Origin of the sequence: Neobacillus nitrireducens, from assembly GCF_030915405.1 — a bacterium.
Lineage (GTDB): Bacteria > Bacillota > Bacilli > Bacillales > Cytobacillaceae > Neobacillus.
Map to the genome: position 1 here is coordinate 4,644,606 of NZ_CP133262.1, position 15,536 is coordinate 4,660,141.

A 15,536-nucleotide genomic window follows, 5' to 3' on the forward strand; every position below is an offset into this window, starting at 1 on the left:
CTGTTTTTTTTATGCCTAAAAATAAGGAGGTTTCCTGAAAATGAATAATAAGAACTCTATTCGTAAACAAATGAAAGAAACACTTTCAAGGCTAACAAAACCTCAATATGAAGATTATTCTTATAAAATTGCTTGTCATCTTTTTGAGGATGATGCCTGGAAACAGGCGCAAGTTATTGGTTTAACGGTTTCAAAACAGCCGGAAGTTGATACATTTCAAATTATACGCAAAGCCTGGGAATCAGGAAAACAAGTGGTTGTGCCAAAATGTGAACCTCAGGTTAAAAGACTATCCTTCCGTACAATAAATGAATTTTCACACCTGGAATCAGTATTTTATGGTCTATTGGAGCCCATCGAGGAACTAACCAAGGAAGTAGATGCACGTAAGATTGACCTTATGATTGTTCCAGGTTTAGCTTATACCAGAGAGGGCTATCGTTTAGGTTTTGGCGGAGGCTACTATGATCGTTATTTACAAAATTACCAAGGGGAAACCATTTCACTTGCCTTTAACGAACAATTAGTCCCTTATTTTCAGGTTGAGGAGCACGATATCCCAGTCTCAAGAATTATTACTAACCACGGAATTATCAAAATAAAATGATCGAAGCATTTTTGATTTTCGTAGTTATTCTGCTGACGAGTACAGCAGGTTATCTCCGCAAATCCTTGACATTCACAGGGGCCGTAGCTGCCATTTTCGTTGGACTTGCTGTATTTTTTGGCTTCGGTGTAAATGGTCTTTTCTTGCTTGGCGTATTTTTTGCCTCATCAAATTTTTGGTCAAAATATAAAAGCAGCGATAAGTGCATAATAGAGGAGAAGCTTGCAAAAGGGGCTACAAGAGATTGGCGTCAGGTAGCAGCAAATGGAGGTGCAGCAGGACTTTTCAGTATTATTTATTATTTCAACCATGATATGATTTGGTTGATCAGCTTTGTAGTCTGCCTTGCTAGTGCGAATTCTGATACGTGGGCCTCGGAAATTGGCAGCTTAAGCAAACAAGAACCATTATACATAAGAACCTTTAAACGGGTCGACAAAGGAACATCAGGAGCAATTAGTTTATTGGGAAGCATTGCATCACTTGCAGGTTCATTCCTTGTCTCCATCATTGGGTTTTGGCTTTTTGATTTAGGTTATTTCTTAACAGCGCTCGTTTTTATATTTGGTTATTTGGGAAATGTTATTGATACGTTGATTGGAGCATTTTACCAACAGGTTTATGTTTGCAAGGAATGTGGGATAGAGACTGAAAAAAAGAGGCATTGTGGTTGTCCGGCAACAAGAATAAAAGGGTCTATTTTCGTAGATAATGATATGGTGAATTTCCTTTCAGGATTATTTGCTGCAATGGCAGCGATAGGAGTCTTATATTTATATAATTAATTTTATCCATCCTTTTAGGATAATATGATATAGCCTAAATACGTTCACATGGAGGATTGGTTATGTTAAATCGCGTGAATAGAGTTGCTCTCATTGGAACAGGTTTTGTTGGTTCAAGCTATGCTTTTGCTCTATTAAATCAAGGGATAACCGAGGAACTAGTCTTGATTGATTTAAATAAGGAAAAGGCAGAAGGAGATGCAATGGATTTGAATCACGGCCTTCCATTTTCTCCATCCCGGACGAAAATCTGGTTTGGAAGTTATCAGGATTGTCGTGAAGCAGACTTGGTTGTTATCACAGCCGGTGCCAATCAAAAGCCAGGGGAAACTCGACTTGACTTAGTCGAAAAGAATACAAAGATTTTTAAAGGAATTGTCGAAGAAATTATGGCAAGTGGGTTTGATGGTATTTTCCTTGTTGCCACAAATCCGGTCGACATTTTAACATACGCCGTATGGAAATTTTCAGGTTTGCCAAAAGAACGGGTTATTGGTTCTGGTACGATTCTGGATACAGCTCGTTTCCGCTTTTTGCTTGGCGATTATTTTGATGTTGACACCCGGAATGTCCATGCCTATATTATTGGAGAGCATGGCGATACAGAACTTCCTGTATGGAGTCATGCTGATATTGCTGGTACCTCTATTAGTGAATGGTCAAAAAATAAAGCAGGGTTTAAACATTCGGACCTTGATCAAATTTTCTTAAATGTTCGTGATGCTGCTTACCATATCATTGAGAGGAAAGGTGCAACATATTATGGAATTGCAATGGGGCTAGTAAGATTGACAAAAGCAATTCTTGAAAATGAAAATTCTGTTTTAACTGTTTCCGCTTATTTAGATGGGGAATATGGACAGAATAACATTTTTATTGGTGTGCCTGCTGTAGTTAATCGAGAAGGTGTTAGGCAAGTCGTGGAATTAAAATTGGATGATGAAGAGCAAGGGAAATTTGTTAATTCTGTAAATGTATTGAAGCAAACAATGGAACCGGTCTTTAAGAAATATTAATATAAAGGATTGAATTCTTAAAGTGAGAATTCAGTCCTTTTTTATGGATAATATAATGGTCCTTCATACAAAATAGTAGTAGGAGGGATTGATATGTCTCGTATGTTAACTTCCATATTGATGATTGGGTCAATTGGATATTTTGGTTTCCGATACAGATACCGTCTTATTAATGTACTACTAGCATCTAGTTGGATGCGCCGGCTGGCTGTTGGCTCAGTCATGAGCTTCCCTGGTGTAAAACAGAAAATGATGCAATCTGTTTTTGGAAGACCATCTGAAAGGTGAAAACCACAGATGGTTTTTTTTTGTTGAAAAAACAATCTCCACAAAAATTAAGCTGTTTGATTTTTGTAGTTAGAGATTTCGTTTATAATGAAAGGTAATAAGGTAATGTTGGATTAAATTATCATCGGATAGATTGTGTGCTTATTTTACATAGGAAGCAGGGGGGAAATGAATAGTAAGGAGAGTTACATCTTTTGGAAGCTGGCTTTTTCATTTATTTCAGATCACGGTTACCGGATTATACAATTATTTGAGAATCAAAAGGAATTATGGCTAGAAAAAATAGAGAATAAAAAAGCACCGATCATTCGTATTTTGCTTCATAATTTGGATTGGAGCAATGCGATGCAGCGGGATATCGAGTTTACTGCTGCTAATGGAGAGAGAGTTCGCAAGCAAATTGGTCGACAGCAGTTAAATGTTGTCAACATTTATGTTAGTCAATTCCCGCCAGTGGATGAATATGAATTTCGTCTCGTGAAACCTTTTGTCTATTCAGAAGGAAATAAAACGATGGTAAGTTCTTTTCTTTTTGCACAGGGGATATTCGAAACAGGTTTTCAACGAATTTCAGAGAGACTCGGGACTCATTTTCATTTTACAATCAATGAAGAATACTCAGAGGAGGATGTTGAGGCTGTTAAGAAAGCAACTTTGGATTATGCGATGAAGAAAGTAAAGACAGAAAGAGCTGTTCTGATGAATGGTAAACCCTTCTTCACTTATGTTTTCATTGCTATCCAGATTGTTGTTTTTCTCTGGCTTCAGCTTCATGGAGGAAGCACCAATACTTCCACCTTGATAAAATACGGGGCAAAGGTTAACCAACTAATTGTCGAAGGGGAATGGTGGCGGTTTATAACACCAGTTTTTCTTCATATTGGTTTTACCCATCTAGCAATGAACACCCTGGCTTTATACTTTCTCGGGACTGAAGTGGAAAGAATTTTTGGCAATCTTCGTTTTCTTTGGATATACATGTTTGCTGGAGTCACGGGGTTTATTGCTAGTTTCATCTTTAGTGCTAACTTATCAGCGGGGGCAAGTGGTGCTATTTTCGGCTGCTTTGGAGCGTTACTCTATTTTGGAGTTATTTTCCCAAAGTTGTTTTTTCGGACCATGGGAATGAATTTAATCGTCGTTCTTGGAATCAATCTAATGATCGGCTTTTCAGCAACTGGAATTGATAATGCGGGACATCTTGGTGGTTTGGTTGGGGGGTTCCTTGCAGCTGGACTTGTCCATTTCCCAAAGAAGAAAAAACTATGGCTGCAACTGCTATTTTTCATCGCGTCTGGAGCACTCCTGTGGGGGTCTTTAACTTATGGATTTAGTTCTCTTGGTAAATCTCATGATGAAAATTCCAATTTATTAATGGCTCAGGAATATATAAAACAAACCAACTATGATAAAGCCTATAATGTTTTAAAGGAATCCGAAGAACAGTCAGTCAATCTATCAGAGAAAACATACTTTCTTCTCTCGTTTGTTGAAATTAAAAAAGGTATGCTTTCAGAAGCAAAAACACATTTACAACAAGCCATTAAGCTAGATCCTAGTTTTGATGAGGCGTTTTTTAATTTAGCACTTATTAATCTTGAACAACACGATCTAGAAGAGGCAAAAGGAAATATAGAAAAGGCTATTAAGCTAAAACCCAAACAACAGGATTATTATGAATTACTTCGCGAAATCAATCGTCAGCTCCAACCATCCGGCGGAGGAGAGTAGAACATCGCATTATTTTCTAAATAAAAAATTAGCTTGTACTACTAGGTTTCTCTCAATTAAAATACAAGGAGATATAGATGAAAACCATTTATGATATTCAGCAATTTTTAAAGAGCTTTGGAACAATTATTTATATAGGTGATAGAGTTGCAGACCTTGAATTAATGGAAATGGAGTTAAAGGATCTTTATCAATCACAGTTGATAGAGCCAAGGGAATTCCAAACAGCACTTTTAATTTTAAGACATGAAATACAATTTCAAAAAGAAAAAGTCATAAAAAAAGATAGGTGATTCGATTGTCAAAAAAATGGATTATTGGCGTTGACCTTGGTGGGACAACTACTAAATTAGCCTTTATAACTACTGATGGTGAGATTGTCCACAAATGGGAAATACCGACGGATAACACAAATGAAGGACAAATGATTACAGTAAATATTGCTAACTCAATTGATGAAAAACTAGTTGAACATAATCAAACAAAAAGTAATATCCTAGGAATTGGTATGGGTGCACCCGGGCCAGTAAACTATGAAGAGGGTATTGTTTTAAATGTTGTTAACTTAGGTTGGCCAGATCAATATCCTCTAAAGGACCGCCTTGAAGCAGCAACCTCACTTCCGGCTGCAATTGAAAATGACGCAAACTGTGCAGCATTGGGTGAGATGTGGATTGGAGCGGGGGATGGAGCGAAGGACCTTGTTTGTGTCACACTCGGAACAGGTGTCGGCGGCGGCGTAATTGTTGGCGGAAAGGTTGTTCAAGGCATTAATGGTGCAGCAGGAGAAATAGGTCATATTACAGCCATCCCAAGCGGCGGAGCACCATGCAATTGCGGGAAGACAGGCTGTCTGGAGACGGTCGCTTCTGCAACAGGAATTGTTCGTTTAGCTCGGATTGAACCTGCTAACGGGGGAAAAGGTGAATTGTCTGAAAAGTTTGCTGAGAATGGCAGGATCACTGCAAAAGATGTCTTTGATGCAGCCCGTAATCATGACGAAGCGGCCCAATCTGTATTGAATGAGGTTTCCTTTCATTTAGGTTTCGTCTTAGCTAATATTGCAAATACGCTTAACCCTGAGAAAATTGTTCTTGGCGGTGGTGTTTCAAAAGCTGGCGATATTTTATTAGATCCTGTAATAAGTCATTTTGAGAAGTTTGCTTTTTCAGCCGTAGGGGATTCCACGAAACTTGCTCTAGCAACATTAGGGAATGATGCAGGAGTACTTGGTGCTGCTTGGTTGATTAAGAATAAAGTAAATCAATAGATAACTTAGGAAAATCCGCAGTCATGCGGCTTTTTTCCTATTTTAATTATTTATAATAAAAGCTGAAACATTTTTAGTAAAAAAGCGTACTAATTTAAGAGAGATAAATGAGAGGAGGAAATATTGATAAATTGAGCCGGCAAAAAAGTAATAATCCTATTTTTCTTATCCTCCGTTTATTTATTTTGGTCCTCATTTTAAGTGCATGTGCCGAAAAAGAGCAATTAAATCAAAAAGGTACTTCTAAAAATGAAAGTCTGAAAACACATGCTGCTCTGGGAGACAAATGGAAGTTACCCATTTCTATCCAAGCAGGTGAATTTTACAAACTTGTCGGCTGGCTTTCTGATACCCAGGTCCTCTATATTACCAATCTAGAACAAACTTCAAGTGTTTTTCGATACGATCTGCTTACAGGTAAAAGTGAATTTATTTATAAAAGTGAACATCCGATTGTCAATGTAGAAATTAGCCCTTCAAAAAAGAGGTTATTGATTCATTCCTCTCCTTCATCCTACGAAGGGGAGGTAACAATTATTGATACAAATGGAAAGGAACAATTGAAAAAATCATTTGCTTCCTATGAATTATCATTTGAGTGGAATCCTTACAAGGAATCAAAGATTCTAGTCACAAAATTTGATGAGGATTGGACCTTTCAAGTATTTTTACTAGATTTGAAAAGGGCTAATATCGCTGAACTTAACTTGCCTCAGCCCTTTATAAAATGGATAAATGCGAGTGAGGTTGCCCTGATTAATTGGGATAAAAATAGTCCGTCCTTATCTGCACCCCTAATCGAAAAAAATTTAGCTAATGGGAATGAAAAGACTTTATATCCTTCTGTGATCAATTTTTCTACCACACGTAATCTGTTCATGACAGTCGCTGTAAATGAAAAAGATCAATCCATGGCAAGTTATTCTTTTTTTGATAAAGAAATGAAAAGGCTATTTACGTTTTCGATTCCACAACTAACCAATTATTCAGATTGGTTAGTTCCTTACAATGATTATAATGAAAAGAAAGGACAATTTATTACTTTTAGCCCTTTAACCAGTGGTGAAGCAGATTCCTATATTGATGGCTTTCAACTTCTAGCCTACAATCCTAAGAATGGCAGCAGAAACTTAATATACGAAGGACTAGAAAATGAGCCTATCGCTATATCCCCTTCAGGCAATGCCCTTTTGTATGGGAATCGGTTTGAAAAAATTATGGATATTGACCGCAAGAAAATATATGAATTAATAAAAGAATGACAATACGGTTGTCATTTTTTTATTTGATCTTCGATTATGTTAAAATCACGTTGTGATGAAAAATGAGGAGAGGAAGGTAATATTATATGGCCATCGTGGATGTAACAGTTATTCCTATAGGTACAGAAACTCCAAGTGTTAGTAAATATGTGGCAAGTGTTCAAAAGGTTTTGAGAAAATATCAAGAAGAAGGGAAGATTCGGTTTCAATTAACACCGATGAACACAATCATTGAAGGTGAATTACCAATTCTTTTTGAGGTAATTCAAGAAATGCATGAGGTCCCCTTCTCTGAAGGGATACAGCGGGTCGCTACAACGATTCGAATTGATGAACGAAGAGATGTTAAGCGCAGTATGGAATATAAAGTAGAGCGGGTAACAAGCCTGTTAAATGAGGAGTAAGATTCCTCCCATTACAATAAAAAAGACTGCCGCCTGGCAGTCTTTTTAAGTTCTTAGTGAGTTCCTGTAGGAAATCCAGAATGAACAATGGTCATTACTGTAAACCAACCAAAAGTCAGAAATGATGCTACACCCCAAAACGCGCCTAAGAAGTTTTTATTCTTGAGTGCTGAAAATCCGCCGTAAGCAGCAAGGATGGTTACAAGAGCAAAAATAATTACTAAACCCATGGAAAATCCCCCTTATTCGTCATATGCAGGCAATACAACAAAAATTTCAAAAAAATTATGTACCTATATTATATACATTCGATACTTATTTTATATTTTTTTCTTTCATTTGTCGAGTCCAAAAAAGGACATGATTGAATAAGTATGCTTTAACTCTACTACCTACTTAGTGTAAAATAATTATATCGTAATTTTAATTGGAGGTACAATGAGAATGAAATGGCAGCAAATCCCCTTGGGGGCACTTCAAACGAACTGTTACATAGTAGAAAATTCTGATCGCTCCTGTTTAATCTTTGACCCAGGCAGTGAAGGGAAAAAGCTCATTCAGATGTTGAACAATAGAAAAATAAAACCACTTGCCATTTTATTAACCCATGCCCATTTTGATCATATTGGGGGTGTGGATGAAGTAAGGGACTTTTATAAAATTCCGGTTTATCTTCACAAACAGGAGGAAAAATGGTTGGGTGACGCCTCATTGAATGGATCACAATATTTTATGATTCAAGAATCAATTTCAGTAAATCCAGCTGATCATATTATTAAAAATGAAGGGGAAATGAACTTAGGTGGTTTTGAGTTTACCATTTTTCATACTCCTGGACATTCACCGGGAAGTGTTTCTTATTATTTTGAGAAGGCTGGGTTTGTTCTCTCTGGAGATGCCTTGTTTCAAAGGAGTATTGGTCGAACAGACCTGCCAGGAGGAAATGAAACACAGCTGCTAAAGAGCATCCATGATAAACTGCTTGTTTTGCCTGAAGAAACGTATGTCTTATCAGGACACGGCCCTGTAACAACCATTGGTGAAGAAATGGACAGTAATCCGTTTTTAAATGGATTTTAAGACTGGGGAGACGATAAACTATAGAAAAACCCTTCTCCAAATTGAGAAGGGTTTTTCTGGGGGATATTTTATTCTTATATGGGAGGGATAAAAGTTAAGCTACTATCCTTACAATATTATAAAGTAAACACTATGTCAATAGTGTTTACTTAAAAAAGGAGTATATATGAACACATTTTTAAAGGGTTTAATTACAAATTCATCCAATGAGTTGATTTCCTATGCGGATTTTATCGGGGCCGCATTATATCATCCTAATTACGGTTATTATATGAAAGATAAACAGAAAATTGGCCGACTAGGTGATTTCATTACAACCAGCAATATATCTGATCTATACGGTAGAATGATGGCAAAATGGTTTTCTAATATCTGTACAAATGGACAATTAGACCCAGTATTTTGTGAAATTGGAGCAGGAAATGGACGTTTTGCCGAGGCGTTTTTACAGGAATGGCAAGAGACGATAAAAACCCCCTTAAAATATATTATTGTTGAAAGCAGTCCCTATCATCGGAAATTGCAAAGGGAATTGCTGATTAATTTTCCGATTGTCCAAGTAGAGAGCCTTTGTGAAGTTGAGCCTTTTGAGGGAATGATCTTTTCCAACGAACTATTTGATGCGCTGCCAGTTCATGTGATTGAAAAGGTAAATGGGAACCTTTTTGAAGTAATGATTGGGATTAAAGATAATGAACTGTTTGAGCAAAAAGTGCTGTTAACAAATTCAGACATCCTGTTTTTTTTACAGGAATGCAAGATGGAATTAAGGGAAAACCAGCGGATTGAGGTTCCGTTAGCAATGGAAAAAATGTTACGGGAAATTTCTCAGTCTTTAATAAAAGGAATTGTTGTAACAGCGGATTATGGCTATACACTTGAGGAGTGGATGGACCCGGGGAGGGCGAAGGGGAGTTTAAGAGGCTATTTTCAGCATCAGATGATTAATGATGTCCTACAGCATCCTGGTGAAATGGATATTACCACGCATATCCATTTTGATTATCTCATTCAAAAGGGTGAACAAGCAGAGTTAGAGTTAATTTCCAAACTAAGACAAGATGAATTTTTATTAAAAGCCGGTATTCTAAAAGAATTAGAGAACCATTATGACCCCAATCCATTTTCAGAGGTTAGTAAACGGAATCGGGCAATTCGCAGCTTAATCATGCCCTCCGGAATGAGTTCTTATTTTCATGTGGTCATTCAGCAAAAAGGGATAAAGTTAAATAAAAGGAACGTTTTCGTAGAATAAGAAAAACGCCGGAGTTTTCCGGCGTTTTCCTAATTGTTCTTACTCTGCTACACCAGGCACCATCATGAATGTTGTCCAATAAGTGAAGCCAGCGAAGAAAACTGTTAAATATGCTCCGAAGACCCACAAATACATGCGTTCGGATAATTTAAGATAGCTAAGCAAAACGAAAAAACCTGTTTGGGCTAAGAATAACATTGCCGTTTTATCCAAATCTCCTAGATAAAACATTACTGTAAAAATGCCCGTCCAGAAACCACAAACTCTGAACATGCGATCCATATGTATCCCCTCCTTTTACCCTACGATACCATCATTACAATATTATAAAGTAAAAGGAGGCATAATGTAAATAATGGTTTCGAATTAGTTTGTTACCAGTGCTTGATAAGAACAAGTTTCGCAGCCGGAAATAATATTATCCTTCTCAATCAACTCAACGGATTCAAAAAGTGCTTCAAACATGCCCTTTAGAAATTCATGATGCATACTACAAACTGTTTCCGTATGTTCTTCTGCCACTTCTTTAAATGGACAATTGAATATTTGGAAATAGATTTTTGTTTTTTCACCGTTTGCTTCAAATTCCGGATAAAAACCTGCAAGTGTTGCAGCACTTTTTAATATTGTTAGCTTTTGATCAAATTCTAATTCCTCGCCAAACGCTCTTTTTGCCTTTTCTTGGTCAATCACTTCAGTACCAAAACGTTTTCCTGTTAGGTAAAGGGCTTGCTTTCCTACTTCTCCAAGCGAAATCATTGTTTGAATGGCGACTTTGGATAAGAGCATATAGTCACGGAATGGGAAATGAAGCTGGATTACATCGTCAGATAAACGATACAACCTACTTGGCCTTCCGCCTTTTCCAGTTTTCTTTGTTTCCGATGCTAACATATTGACATCTTCTAGCTTTGATAAATGCAATCTTGCTACATTCGGATGAATATTAAAATTTTCCGCCACCTCTTGAACTGTTACTTCTTGATGACGTTTGGTAATGTATTGATAAATATAGTACCGTGTTGGATCTGACAAAACGTTTGTTATCTTTAATGTTTGTTCCATCACTGTTCACCTCGGACCCCCATAATTTATTCCATTATAATACAGCGAAAGGAACATGGGAATGAGGTTAACAACGTTAACACTATAAGTTTAGAAAATGTTCACAATTTCGGACTTTTTATTGTAACAATATAATAAAAAAATAGCCCAATCTAATAAACTACTTATTGTCAATGGCCAAAATATAGCTATTTTGGAAAAGTATTAAAGAATGTATATGTAGGATTGCCAGTTACATTTTTCGTCTATTTTTTACTTCGTAATAGAGAATGTAGGGTAGTATTCCGAACCAACGATACCAAAAGGATGCTTTTGTTTCCTTACGTACTGTCCGAAGACGTCTTCGTTCATCCTTCGGTTGGTCTGCATATTTTACGATGGTTTGGGTCATGTATTTAACATAGTCATTAGTTTTCATGGACACACCTGCCTTTAATTTTCATCATCAAGTATGTCCAAGTTTGTTTACTTCAATTCAATCCATTTGGTTAATTTTTTGGTTCTCGTATCAAAATATCCCCTACCGATATATGCTTTAACACCTGCATTAAGGAGAAGTGTGAAATTGACTTTTTGGATATATCCAGTAGGAGGGTCAGCTTGGTAATTCATGGTGCCTTTAACAAAAGTAAATGCCCCTTTAGAAGGTAATGTCCCACTCTTTTGAAAATTCACTTCAACTTTTTTTGCCGACGATAGAAAATAGTACTCCTCTTGCAGGATGATATCTGTTTCATGTGCCATTTTTCTTACGGATAATAATTGTTCAATACGTAACGAGAAAAATGATAAAAAAAGGATGACCAAACATAAGGTAAGTGGGTAAGTGAACCCTTTCTCATTATTTCTCATGGGACTGGCCCCCAATTAACGATTGGAAAAGCTGTCACTGAGTATTCTCTTCCCCGTAGGTCCGTTACGAAGACTTTGATTGCATTGTTTAAAATAGTAAAGGAAAATTGTGAGACATTTTGGAGGATGATTTCATGTCCAGTAGAATTCACACGTCTCCTAAGGTTAGTGCCATATCTTTCATATTGAATAGTTTCTATATCCTTCGTTAGAATTAGTCGTCCGGAAACCACTTCTGCCCGAGTAGACAGTCTTATTTCTTTTTTTATTTGGCTGGAAAAGACTTCCCACTCCATTGCCTGTAAGGATGCCTCAATATCCTTATTCGTAAGGATAATTTGAAAAATAGGTGTCATAAAGAAAATAATCGTCGTAAAGATAGAAAAAGCAATGAGTGCTTCGATGAGCGTAAATGCTTCTTCATTCCAGTAAACCGCATATTTCGGTTTCAGGCAGGAAAGAATTTTTTTCAATTCTTACACACACCTCCTTTTGGTCAACTGTTTCATTGTTTTTCCAAATGATTTGGTACTCAACTCCATTCAGAATGGAAGTGTAATTTGAAAATGATTTATTGATTAATTGGGTCTGGAGTTCCTCATACATAAGCTGCCTTGCTTTACTTTCCAATTCCAATTGCCGAGATTGATCCCTTAGCTCAATCAATAAAGGAAGACAAAATAAGCTAAGCATTAACCAGGCCGATAGAGAAAGCAGCAATTCCAGCAAGAAAAAGCCTTTAATACTCCTTAACATAGAAGCGCCCCTTTCCAATTAATACGGTTAAAACATATCTTTTATTGTTGGTTTGGATATAGATCGTGCCAAATTTGTTTACATTGCCGTCACTTAGAAATTTGAAATATAAGGTAAGGGAGCCCTCGGTGAGTGTAATATTTTTTGAGTAATTGCGATGGACGACTGGTGGCAGGTCGGGCAGCAAGAAGATAGTGTACCGATTCTGGCTTGGAAAAAAAACAATTGAAACTTCATCCTGATGGGAAATAGCATATTGTTGTGCATAATATAGGTCTGCTTTTAATTGGGTTAAAAAGGCCTCATCCTCCAATACTGTGTGCTGTGGCTTTAAGGAGAAAACTGTAATTGAGGAGATAATCATGAAGATGGAGAGAACTAACAAGGACTCAATTAAAGTGAAGCCTTTTTGATGGTTATTCATTATGGGTTGGTTACTAATGCAACAGCTGTAACAGTACCTTCAGAGTCTATTTCAACCGTCTTACCGTTTGGACAGCCTTTAGCGTCCGTCTTTATATATCCTTCCGTTTTTAGTTCCGCGATTGTGGGAATCTTATTCTTATCCATTTCATAAGCTTGAACTTGAGCTTGAACCATTTTAACGTAGGCATCGCAGCCTTTATTGTTTATATTTGAATTATGTTTAGCAACGTTGGGAATTGTGATTATTAACAGCACAGAAATTACTAGCATGACAATCATCATTTCGATTAAAGTGAAGCCTTTCTCATTGTTCATCATTTTAATGAACCTCCATTTTTTATAAGATAAAAAGTATTAGTTTTTGAACTTAGATAACTGTCCAGCTCCAGCGCCCAACGGCTAGTGGACTTCGCTCTCCGCCCTACGATAAGTCAACATCGAATCGCTCCGCTCTCCGTGTTTCCTTTATCTCAGTTGGAGCGCTCCAGTCCATACGCCGCTAAACGGGCGCTTGCGCTTTATTAGATTCCATCTAATAAGTGAAACATAGGTAAAAGAATAGCCAAATACATAGAAACCACCATAAATCCAATAAAAAGGTAAAGAACTGGCTGAATGGCTTTTAAACGTTTTTCTATCATTTCCTCCATGTTGGTAACACAATGCTTACTAAAAAATAGTAATTCCTGCTCCAATTTTCCATTTTCTTGGCCATGTTTTACAATCATCGGAAATTCCTTTTCAAAAAATGATAGGGATGCTAAGATAGTCTCCAATTTTTCTCCGGTCATTAACTTACTTTTTATTTGATTAGCTAAGTGACTATAAAAAGGATGTCTATGATTCTGTTCAAATAGTAATAGGGCTTCTGAAACTGATAATCCACCGGATAAGAGGAAGCTTAGTTGAATGGAAAAGTAGTGGGTAAACAGTAGCTTGAGGATCCTGCCAACAAAAGGGATTCGAACAAGTAGAGACCTTTGCTTAAGGACGGAGAGTTTTCGGAAAAATAGAAAGTAATAAACTGCTCCCATCGCTAGTGTAAGAAGTAAGGCACCGATAACAATTGGGAAGTAATGATCAAAAGAGTAAATGACATTCGTGAAAAAATTTGCTTCCAGTCCAAGTGATGAAAAAAGGGTTGTAAACCTTGGAAGTAAAGTATTTTCTATAAAAATAAATAGAAATCCTGTGATAACCAAAAGTATCATTGGATATTGAAGCAACTTGAGTAATTTTTGTAAATCTTTATCTTTTAATAGGGCAAGATCACTTCCTTCTAACAAAGCATCTGCAAAGCTGCCGTGCTGCTCGGCAAAATAGACATAACCAACTAAGTCTTTGTGGAAACCAAGATTATTTAAAGCATCATGAAACGGTAAACCTTTTTTCAACTCATCTAAACACCCATTTAACTCCTCCTTACGTTTTGTTGATAATTGTAATGCTATGGATTCAATTGCTAAGGCAATTGGATACCCCCTTGCTAATAGTTCACCAGTTCTTCTCAGGAAATGAGCTTGTTCATTCACAGTCCATTTATGACGATTCATCATCATACACCAAACGTTCAAATTCAGATTCTTGAATATACCCAAGGGCAATGCCTTTATTAATTACATCCTTTAACACGCGGTAACGTATCTCAATTTGTTCTCCTTGGGCAGCTTTCATTACTGCATGTAAATTTCTTCCTGATAAAAGTTCAAACACACTGGCGCGTTTCCATCTGCCGTAGGAATAACAAATAGGTGAACAATCTCCTTCACAAAAGGGGCAGGTTAGTTCAACTAGCCTTTGAGCGGTTATCGCAATGAGCGTCTGCTCGACCTCTAACCAATTGACCCCAAACTCATGCAGTCGATAAACCGCACCCTTAGAATCACGGGTATGCATCGTCGAAAGCACTAAGTGCCCTGTTAATGCTGCTCTAACGGCAATTTTTGCTGTTTCAGCATCTCTTATTTCACCCACCATAATAATGTCAGGGTCATGACGAAGAATCGCCTTCAATCCGGCTGCATAAGTTACGCCTGCTTTTTCATTCACTTGAATTTGCAAGACGGAGTCATAGTTTTTTTCAATGGGATCTTCGAGTGTGATAACATTACGATGAAATAAGTGGGCAGTTTCGTTTAATAAAGAATAGAGTGTTGTGGTTTTGCCCGAGCCTGTTGGCCCGGTGAAGATAATTAAACCATGAGCATGTTTGAGAAGAGCGAGTAGTTTTCGGGTCATTGATGGGAAAAGTGAAAGTTGGTGAAAAGGTATCTGTTCTTGCTGTGGTAACAGCCTAATGACAAGGCTCTCTCTGTTATTAGAAGGGAGAGTGGAAAGTCTGAGACCCATTAAATTTCCGTCGACTTCGCAAAAAAAAGCTCCACTTTGTGGTCGTCTTCTTTCTCCGATATCCATATTGGCTGTGAATTTAAAATGTGAGATTAATCTGTCGCATTCATCTTTTGGAAGGGATAGTCGAGGTATGAGCTTGTTGGTTAATCGGATTTGGACGAGCGTGTCTTTCTTCCTAGGGATAATGTGAATATCTGTTGCCTGGTTCCGTGCTGCATCTGTAATGATTCGATTTGCTAAAATTTCTATCTCGCTAACAATAGGTACCACCACCTTTTTATTTTTACTTGGAATAAAATTCGACAGGTTTCTACCGTTTCCTTTTTTATTCACGCAAAAACTTATCTTTTTCGGCAAATAATATATTTGGTGTCAAAAAGTTGTCAC

General features: G+C 37.2%; 22 protein-coding genes. 11 read left to right on the forward strand and 11 right to left on the reverse strand.

Annotated elements, in window-relative coordinates; all coding sequences use genetic code 11:
* Positions 1–40 precede the first annotated feature (40 nt).
* From RCG22_RS22605 to RCG22_RS22645, 9 genes are all read left to right on the forward strand, one after another.
* A complete protein-coding gene (locus RCG22_RS22605) occupies positions 41–607 on the forward strand; it encodes a 5-formyltetrahydrofolate cyclo-ligase (RefSeq protein ID WP_308104798.1) in 567 nt (188 codons plus the stop codon).
* The gene (locus RCG22_RS22610) at positions 604–1,392 is read left to right on the forward strand and encodes a DUF92 domain-containing protein (RefSeq protein WP_308104799.1); all 789 of its coding nucleotides are present in this window, start codon (positions 604–606) and stop codon (positions 1,390–1,392) included. Before RCG22_RS22605 ends, RCG22_RS22610 begins: the two co-directional genes overlap by 4 nt.
* A 62-nt stretch (positions 1,393–1,454) precedes the next feature.
* The gene (locus RCG22_RS22615; RefSeq protein ID WP_308104800.1) at positions 1,455–2,408 is read left to right on the forward strand and encodes an L-lactate dehydrogenase; all 954 of its coding nucleotides are present in this window, start codon (positions 1,455–1,457) and stop codon (positions 2,406–2,408) included.
* A 93-nt stretch (positions 2,409–2,501) separates the two neighbouring features.
* The gene (locus RCG22_RS22620; protein WP_098259533.1) at positions 2,502–2,696 is read left to right on the forward strand and encodes a hypothetical protein; all 195 of its coding nucleotides are present in this window, start codon (positions 2,502–2,504) and stop codon (positions 2,694–2,696) included.
* A 168-nt stretch (positions 2,697–2,864) separates the two neighbouring features.
* The gene (locus RCG22_RS22625) at positions 2,865–4,427 is read left to right on the forward strand and encodes a rhomboid family intramembrane serine protease (RefSeq protein ID WP_308104801.1); all 1,563 of its coding nucleotides are present in this window, start codon (positions 2,865–2,867) and stop codon (positions 4,425–4,427) included.
* 77 nt (positions 4,428–4,504) lie between these two features.
* On the forward strand, positions 4,505–4,720 hold the full coding sequence (locus tag RCG22_RS22630) for a YqgQ family protein (protein WP_098259531.1): 216 nt from the start codon (positions 4,505–4,507) through the stop codon (positions 4,718–4,720).
* Between the two features lie 5 nt (positions 4,721–4,725).
* Positions 4,726–5,697 (forward strand): ROK family glucokinase, encoded by a 972-nt coding sequence (locus RCG22_RS22635; protein ID WP_308104803.1) that lies wholly within the window; start codon positions 4,726–4,728, stop codon positions 5,695–5,697.
* A 107-nt stretch (positions 5,698–5,804) separates the two neighbouring features.
* Positions 5,805–6,959, forward strand: coding sequence for a YqgU-like beta propeller domain-containing protein (locus tag RCG22_RS22640; RefSeq protein ID WP_308104804.1), 1,155 nt, complete (start codon positions 5,805–5,807; stop codon positions 6,957–6,959).
* Positions 6,960–7,045: 86 nt separating this feature from the next.
* Positions 7,046–7,363, forward strand: coding sequence for an MTH1187 family thiamine-binding protein (locus tag RCG22_RS22645; RefSeq protein WP_308104805.1), 318 nt, complete (start codon positions 7,046–7,048; stop codon positions 7,361–7,363).
* A 53-nt stretch (positions 7,364–7,416) separates the two neighbouring features.
* On the opposite strand, the gene RCG22_RS22650 is transcribed toward RCG22_RS22645, so the two are convergent.
* Complete coding sequence (locus RCG22_RS22650; RefSeq protein ID WP_098259527.1) at positions 7,417–7,593, reverse strand: DUF2759 domain-containing protein; 177 nt, start codon at positions 7,591–7,593, stop codon at positions 7,417–7,419.
* A gap of 214 nt (positions 7,594–7,807) precedes the next feature.
* On the opposite strand from RCG22_RS22650, the gene RCG22_RS22655 reads away from it, so the two are divergent.
* Complete coding sequence (locus RCG22_RS22655) at positions 7,808–8,443, forward strand: MBL fold metallo-hydrolase (RefSeq protein ID WP_098259526.1); 636 nt, start codon at positions 7,808–7,810, stop codon at positions 8,441–8,443.
* Between the two features lie 166 nt (positions 8,444–8,609).
* Positions 8,610–9,698, forward strand: coding sequence for a class I SAM-dependent methyltransferase (locus RCG22_RS22660; protein ID WP_308104806.1), 1,089 nt, complete (start codon positions 8,610–8,612; stop codon positions 9,696–9,698).
* A gap of 39 nt (positions 9,699–9,737) precedes the next feature.
* Here RCG22_RS22660 and RCG22_RS22665 read toward each other — a convergent pair whose 3' ends face one another.
* The 10 genes from RCG22_RS22665 to comGA all read right to left on the reverse strand — a co-directional run bounded on the left by RCG22_RS22665 (position 9,738) and on the right by comGA (position 15,422).
* The gene (locus tag RCG22_RS22665) at positions 9,738–9,980 is read right to left on the reverse strand and encodes a DUF2626 domain-containing protein (RefSeq protein WP_066257603.1); all 243 of its coding nucleotides are present in this window, start codon (positions 9,978–9,980) and stop codon (positions 9,738–9,740) included.
* Positions 9,981–10,064: 84 nt separating this feature from the next.
* Positions 10,065–10,763 carry a helix-turn-helix transcriptional regulator gene (locus RCG22_RS22670; RefSeq protein WP_308104807.1) on the reverse strand — a complete coding sequence of 233 codons (699 nt, stop codon included), beginning with the start codon at positions 10,761–10,763 and terminating at the stop codon, positions 10,065–10,067.
* Positions 10,764–10,995: 232 nt separating this feature from the next.
* Positions 10,996–11,181, reverse strand: a complete 186-nt coding sequence (locus RCG22_RS22675; RefSeq protein ID WP_098259523.1) for a YqzE family protein — start codon at positions 11,179–11,181, stop codon at positions 10,996–10,998.
* Positions 11,182–11,228: 47 nt separating this feature from the next.
* Positions 11,229–11,615: a competence type IV pilus minor pilin ComGG gene (comGG, locus tag RCG22_RS22680; RefSeq protein WP_308104808.1), complete on the reverse strand. Its 387-nt coding sequence runs from the start codon at positions 11,613–11,615 to the stop codon at positions 11,229–11,231.
* The gene (gene comGF / locus RCG22_RS22685) at positions 11,612–12,088 is read right to left on the reverse strand and encodes a competence type IV pilus minor pilin ComGF (RefSeq protein ID WP_308104809.1); all 477 of its coding nucleotides are present in this window, start codon (positions 12,086–12,088) and stop codon (positions 11,612–11,614) included. The genes comGG and comGF overlap by 4 nt, the downstream gene beginning before the upstream one ends.
* A complete protein-coding gene (locus RCG22_RS22690; protein ID WP_308104810.1) occupies positions 12,036–12,371 on the reverse strand; it encodes a hypothetical protein in 336 nt (111 codons plus the stop codon). The genes comGF and RCG22_RS22690 overlap by 53 nt, the downstream gene beginning before the upstream one ends.
* Positions 12,355–12,795: a competence type IV pilus minor pilin ComGD gene (comGD, locus tag RCG22_RS22695; RefSeq protein ID WP_308104812.1), complete on the reverse strand. Its 441-nt coding sequence runs from the start codon at positions 12,793–12,795 to the stop codon at positions 12,355–12,357. The genes RCG22_RS22690 and comGD overlap by 17 nt, the downstream gene beginning before the upstream one ends.
* Positions 12,795–13,115, reverse strand: coding sequence for a competence type IV pilus major pilin ComGC (gene comGC / locus RCG22_RS22700; RefSeq protein WP_308104813.1), 321 nt, complete (start codon positions 13,113–13,115; stop codon positions 12,795–12,797). Before comGC ends, comGD begins: the two co-directional genes overlap by 1 nt.
* Before the next feature lie 203 nt (positions 13,116–13,318).
* A complete protein-coding gene (gene comGB / locus RCG22_RS22705) occupies positions 13,319–14,371 on the reverse strand; it encodes a competence type IV pilus assembly protein ComGB (protein WP_308104814.1) in 1,053 nt (350 codons plus the stop codon).
* Positions 14,337–15,422 carry a competence type IV pilus ATPase ComGA gene (gene comGA / locus RCG22_RS22710; protein ID WP_308104815.1) on the reverse strand — a complete coding sequence of 362 codons (1,086 nt, stop codon included), beginning with the start codon at positions 15,420–15,422 and terminating at the stop codon, positions 14,337–14,339. The genes comGB and comGA overlap by 35 nt, the downstream gene beginning before the upstream one ends.
* Positions 15,423–15,536 lie beyond the last annotated feature (114 nt).

Excerpts from the sequence above, each read along its gene's own strand:
- RCG22_RS22605 (WP_308104798.1), top strand. The coding sequence starts at position 41 with ATGAATAATAAGAACTCTATTCGTAAACAAATGAAAGAAACACTTTCA.
- RCG22_RS22610 (WP_308104799.1), top strand. The coding sequence starts at position 604 with ATGATCGAAGCATTTTTGATTTTCGTAGTTATTCTGCTGACGAGTACA.
- RCG22_RS22615 (WP_308104800.1), top strand. The coding sequence starts at position 1,455 with ATGTTAAATCGCGTGAATAGAGTTGCTCTCATTGGAACAGGTTTTGTT.
- RCG22_RS22620 (WP_098259533.1), top strand. The coding sequence starts at position 2,502 with ATGTCTCGTATGTTAACTTCCATATTGATGATTGGGTCAATTGGATAT.
- RCG22_RS22625 (WP_308104801.1), top strand. The coding sequence starts at position 2,865 with ATGAATAGTAAGGAGAGTTACATCTTTTGGAAGCTGGCTTTTTCATTT.
- RCG22_RS22630 (WP_098259531.1), top strand. The coding sequence starts at position 4,505 with ATGAAAACCATTTATGATATTCAGCAATTTTTAAAGAGCTTTGGAACA.
- RCG22_RS22640 (WP_308104804.1), top strand. The coding sequence starts at position 5,805 with ATGAGAGGAGGAAATATTGATAAATTGAGCCGGCAAAAAAGTAATAAT.
- RCG22_RS22645 (WP_308104805.1), top strand. The coding sequence starts at position 7,046 with ATGGCCATCGTGGATGTAACAGTTATTCCTATAGGTACAGAAACTCCA.
- RCG22_RS22650 (WP_098259527.1), bottom strand. The coding sequence starts at position 7,593 with ATGGGTTTAGTAATTATTTTTGCTCTTGTAACCATCCTTGCTGCTTAC.
- RCG22_RS22655 (WP_098259526.1), top strand. The coding sequence starts at position 7,808 with ATGAAATGGCAGCAAATCCCCTTGGGGGCACTTCAAACGAACTGTTAC.
- RCG22_RS22660 (WP_308104806.1), top strand. The coding sequence starts at position 8,610 with ATGAACACATTTTTAAAGGGTTTAATTACAAATTCATCCAATGAGTTG.
- RCG22_RS22665 (WP_066257603.1), bottom strand. The coding sequence starts at position 9,980 with ATGGATCGCATGTTCAGAGTTTGTGGTTTCTGGACGGGCATTTTTACA.
- RCG22_RS22670 (WP_308104807.1), bottom strand. The coding sequence starts at position 10,763 with ATGGAACAAACATTAAAGATAACAAACGTTTTGTCAGATCCAACACGG.
- RCG22_RS22675 (WP_098259523.1), bottom strand. The coding sequence starts at position 11,181 with ATGAAAACTAATGACTATGTTAAATACATGACCCAAACCATCGTAAAA.
- comGG (WP_308104808.1), bottom strand. The coding sequence starts at position 11,615 with ATGAGAAATAATGAGAAAGGGTTCACTTACCCACTTACCTTATGTTTG.
- RCG22_RS22690 (WP_308104810.1), bottom strand. The coding sequence starts at position 12,371 with ATGTTAAGGAGTATTAAAGGCTTTTTCTTGCTGGAATTGCTGCTTTCT.
- comGD (WP_308104812.1), bottom strand. The coding sequence starts at position 12,795 with ATGAATAACCATCAAAAAGGCTTCACTTTAATTGAGTCCTTGTTAGTT.
- comGC (WP_308104813.1), bottom strand. The coding sequence starts at position 13,115 with ATGATGAACAATGAGAAAGGCTTCACTTTAATCGAAATGATGATTGTC.